Origin of the sequence: uncultured Bacteroides sp. (assembly GCF_910578895.1) — a bacterium.
Taxonomy (GTDB): domain Bacteria; phylum Bacteroidota; class Bacteroidia; order Bacteroidales; family Bacteroidaceae; genus Bacteroides.
Genome location: NZ_CAJTSC010000076.1, coordinates 7,646 through 12,532, shown reverse-complemented (window position 1 = coordinate 12,532; position 4,887 = coordinate 7,646). Strand labels below are relative to the sequence as shown.

Sequence of the window (4,887 nt, the reverse complement as noted above, 5' to 3'; positions counted from 1 at the left end):
CTTCCCATCTTCCTGCAAATTTTTTATTTGCTCTTTTAATGTTATTTTCATCCTGCACAAAAAGCTTCCATTTGTTGTGATTGATGTATATAATTGATGACATCATGAGTTGCCCCTCCAGCTTTTGCCATATTCACTATAGAAATGTAATCATCTGCGGGGTCATTCTTGGCTCGTTTGTTGGCAGATTTCCAAGCACTGTCATGTGATCTTTCTGACAACTCATCAGGAGTTAGATGTTTTGTCTGACTTAAAATCTCTTGAATTGCCTTTTGTTCCATACGTGCTATCTCTTTCATATTGGGTACATCATTGGCCTCTACGTATTTTATTCCATCAGTGACATATAATTTGAAAGAAGAATCAAAGTTTTTTACATCCTCAGATATATTTTCTGTATTATTGAATATACATTTAAAAGAATGATATGTGAAAGATGGAACCGGACCACGTCTTTTCGCACGGAAACTGTCATTGAATATTGTCCGTCCATAACGGGCCAAATATAATTTTTGAGAAAAATACATTTTCTTGAATAACGTAATTAAATCCAATGCACCACCAGATTCTTGTAATATATAAAGAACAACAGCCTTTATTTTGTTTATTTCAATAGGGGTTTTCATAATTATGTCGCAAAATTTATATAATCCTCATTCTTAATAATGCAAATATAGCGCATTTTATTATATATGCGTTTTTTGCAAGAATACAAAATGCTATTTTTAACTTTTTGAATATGATACTCGACAGTTTTTTGCATTCTTGTATTCACATAAAAATTAGAAATAGATAATTCTAATTTTGGTAATTACACTAGAGTAGCGGACACTTACCGGACACTTACCCTGCTTTATTGTTATATTAAACATAATACCGATATTGTTCATTTATACTAACCCTTATAAAATATAAAAAGCTAAAGTTTATTTCTATATAAAAAGCGCGAGACAATACTTTTCTATGCTGTCTCGCGCTTCTTTTATTATTACATTAATTTTTCTATTGCATCAAATTCCGGACCCATTTGCAAGTTATAATATACTCTGTACAGTCCGTTCAACCATAAATCCTTTTGGTCAGGTTTCAGTTCTCTTGCTTTTTCGTAATTAGGTTTAGCCTTTTCATAGAAAACTTTCAATGTTGCTTGATCTTCTTTGTATTTCGGATCATTTACATCAGTAGTAGCTTTCTCTGAGAAATCCTGTGCTTGTAGGCAATAAATTAAACCCAAGTTAGAATATGCTTCTGCATACTTAGGATCTACTTCAATAGTCTTTTGATAGAATTCGATAGCCTTATCATAATTTTTCATGTTATGGTAAAGATAACCTTTCACGTACAAATAGAACGTATTGTTGGGATCCTTAGCCAGCATATCGTCTGCAAATTGCATTGCATCATCAAACTTATTGTTATTGCTATAATAATCAATCAGATGACCAAAGAAGAATGAATGTTCGGGATATTTTTGAATACCATCTTTCAAGGAAGCAATCCATTTGATAGTGTCGCCTTGCGCTTTCAATGCTGTAGAAATAAATTCCATGGCATATTTCCCCACTTCTTTGTCATCTTTTGCATAGGGAGCATATTTCAATACACTGGGATAATCTGTCATTTTAGCGGCAGCCAAACTTGCGTAATAAGCTATTTGAGGCAATACAGTATCTGTTTGAAGCAGATTTTCCTTTTCGAACATCGGATTAATAGCAATATCTACATAAGTTGCAAAAAAGTCAAGAGCTTCTTTGTTCTTATCCAGATTAAAGAATTGAATACCGCCATTAATCAAATTAGGACGTGCAGCCAATATGGCAGCGCCATTCGATTTTCTGTATTTGTTCTTGATTTTACCCTTTTCATTAGGTATTTGTGCAAGTTCATCACATTTAAAGTAGTATTTGCACATGTTCAATGCGCTGTTATACACTTTAAGAGTATCATAAGGCTTTCTCAGATATGCACTCTCCATTTCTTTTTCGTTGATTCTCTTTTGAATGAAGCCTGCTACATCCCATGTCTCGGCATTGTCTTTGGTTTCAGCATTGGTCAAGGCTCCTTTGATAAGATTCTCAGCTTTTGCAAAGTTCGGTTTCACTTCGTTGGCAATAGCTTTAGCTTCTTTTACGCTTTTCTCTTGAGCGAAAGTGAAGCCTGCAGCAAGCAGTAAAACCATTGAAAATAGTACTCTTTTCATGATTGTGGAAAATTTAAATTAATATTATGTCTATTCTTCATTTTCATTATTTGTCTCGTTTTGAGGAGATTCCGGCATATTCTCGCTTTCTTCGGCAATAATATCCTCTTCGTTTTCCGAGGTTACTTTACATACGGAACCAATCTCGTCATTGCGTTTTTCGAGGTTTATCAGTCTTACTCCCTGTGTGGCACGTCCCATAATGCGTACATCAGCCACTTTCAGACGAATGGTGATGCCCGACTTATTGATAATCATCAAGTCATTCTCATCTGTTACAGATTTGATTGCCACCAGCTTACCCGTCTTATCGGTAATATTCATGGTCTTTACGCCTTTACCGCCGCGGTTTGTCTTGCGATAATCCTCAATATCAGAACGCTTACCGTATCCTTGCTCCGATACAACCATGATTGTCTCAGCTTCAGGATCCTTGATGCAAATCATTCCGACAACTTCATCCTGTCCGTCCTCATCAAGTGTCATGCCGCGCACACCGGTAGCGGTACGTCCCATGACGCGTACGGCACTTTCATGGAAACGGATAGCGCGTCCGTTACGGTTGGCGATGATAATCTCATTGTTACCGTTGGTCATACGCACTTCGATAACGCGGTCGTCTTCACGAATGGTAATGGCATTAACACCATTTTGGCGAGGACGGGAATATTGTTCAAGCAGCGTTTTCTTGATAACACCGTTCTTTGTGCAGAACAGTACATAATGGCTGTTGATAAAATCCTGATCATTCAGGTTCTTCACACGCAGATATGCGTTTACGGCATCATCGGAATCGATATTCAACAAGTTCTGAATGGCGCGTCCCTTAGAGTTCTTTGTTCCTTCGGGAATTTCATAGACTTTCAACCAATAACACTTACCCTTCTGAGTGAAGAACATCATGGTATTGTGCATTGTTGCGGGATAGATGTGTTCTACGAAGTCCTCATCACGCGTTTCCGTTCCCTTGGAGCCTACCCCACCACGGTTTTGGGCGCGGAACTCGCTTAGCGGCGTACGTTTGATGTATCCCATGTGAGAAATGGTGATAATCATTTCATCGTCTGCATAGAAATCTTCCGGATTGAACTCTTCCGATGAATAAACGATTTCAGAACGGCGTTCGTCGCCGTATTTATCCTTAATCTCAATCAATTCGTCTTTGATGACCTTGCGGCAGAGTTCATCGTTAACAAGGATTTCTTCCAAATAAGCAATTTGTTTCTGGATTTCCTCATATTCGGCATGAAGCTGGTCCTGCATAAGTCCGGTCAATTGGCGCAAACGCATTTCTACGATGGCACGCGACTGTATTTCTGTCAGTTCGAAGCGTTCCATCAAGCCGCTGATTGCATCATTCGGAGTTTTGGCGGCACGGATAATCCTGATTACTTCATCGATATTGTCCGATGCGATAATCAAACCTTCTAAAATATGAGCGCGTTCCTTAGCTTTACGCAAATCATATTGTGTACGGCGGATAACCACATCATGACGATGCTCTACGAAATACTTGATAAGGTCTTTCAGGTTTAACAAGCGGGGACGTCCGTGTACCAATGCCACGTTGTTTACACCAAAGGAAGTCTGCAACAATGTCATCTTGTAGAGCTTGTTCAGCACCACACTGGCATTGGCATCGCGTTTCACATCGATGACGATACGCATACCTTCGCGGTCGGATTCGTCATTGGCGTTGGAGATACCTTCTATCTTTTTTTCGTTTGCCAGGTCGGCAATCGATTTGATTAATTCCGCCTTGTTGACTCCGTAAGGAATTTCGGTGACGATGATTTTGTCGTGAGTGGAGGTTGTCTCAATCTCCGCTTTGGCACGCATTACCACACGTCCTCGACCTGTCAGGTATGCTTCGCGTACACCACTCATACCATAGATATAACCGCCCGTAGGGAAGTCGGGAGCTTTGACATAAGCCATTAGGTCCTCAATATCAATATCGTTGTTGTCGATGTATGCGATACAGGCATCTATCACTTCAGATAAATTATGGGTCGGCATATTGGTTGCCATACCTACGGCGATACCGGAAGCTCCGTTTACGAGAAGATTCGGGATACGTGTAGGCATCACGGTGGGCTCCAGCAGTGAGTCGTCGAAGTTGGTTTGCATGTCAACAGTCTCTTTGTCAAGATCCTGCATCATTTCTTCTCCAATTTTTTGCAAACGGCATTCCGTGTAACGCATCGCGGCTGCGCTATCGCCGTCTACGGAACCGTAGTTTCCTTGTCCGTCCACAAGCATGTAACGCATAGCCCACGGCTGTGCCATACGGACAAGCGCGCCATATACGGACGAGTCGCCGTGCGGGTGATATTTACCTAATACCTCACCAACGACTCTCGCAGATTTCTTATAGGGTTTATCCGACGTATTTCCCAGTCCCATCATACCGAAAAGAATTCTTCGGTGAACGGGTTTAAAACCATCTCTAACATCCGGAAGGGCACGCGAAACAATGACCGACATAGAGTAGTCAATGTACGAAGATTTCATTTCCTCCTCGATGTTAATCTTTATAATTCTGTCTTGTTCAAGCATTTAAAAAGATTATTAATTATACATTTTGGGGTTTGTAAAAAACCACGCTAAAGTACTGCTTTTTTACGACATACAAAAGTTTTCTTTCATAAACTTTATTGCATGTTTCCAACCTTGTTGTCTTGTTT

At 39.8% G+C, this 4,887-nt stretch carries 3 protein-coding genes; all 3 read right to left on the bottom strand.

Translation table 11 applies throughout. The features are described from left to right. Nucleotides 1-47 precede the first annotated feature (47 nt). Nucleotides 48-626 (bottom strand): Panacea domain-containing protein, encoded by a 579-nt coding sequence (locus QZ327_RS13350; protein ID WP_294620083.1) that lies wholly within the window; start codon nucleotides 624-626, stop codon nucleotides 48-50. Between the two features lie 362 nt (nucleotides 627-988). After that, a complete protein-coding gene (locus QZ327_RS13345) occupies nucleotides 989-2,200 on the bottom strand; it encodes a tetratricopeptide repeat protein (protein ID WP_294620081.1) in 1,212 nt (403 codons plus the stop codon). A 30-nt stretch (nucleotides 2,201-2,230) separates the two neighbouring features. After that, entirely contained in the window at nucleotides 2,231-4,759 is a 2,529-nt protein-coding gene (gene gyrA / locus QZ327_RS13340) for a DNA gyrase subunit A (protein ID WP_294620079.1), read from the bottom strand. Between the last annotated feature and the right edge of the window lie 128 nt (nucleotides 4,760-4,887).

Excerpts from the sequence above, each read along its gene's own strand:
- QZ327_RS13350 (WP_294620083.1), bottom strand. The coding sequence starts at position 626 with ATGAAAACCCCTATTGAAATAAACAAAATAAAGGCTGTTGTTCTTTAT.
- QZ327_RS13345 (WP_294620081.1), bottom strand. The coding sequence starts at position 2,200 with ATGAAAAGAGTACTATTTTCAATGGTTTTACTGCTTGCTGCAGGCTTC.
- gyrA (WP_294620079.1), bottom strand. The coding sequence starts at position 4,759 with ATGCTTGAACAAGACAGAATTATAAAGATTAACATCGAGGAGGAAATG.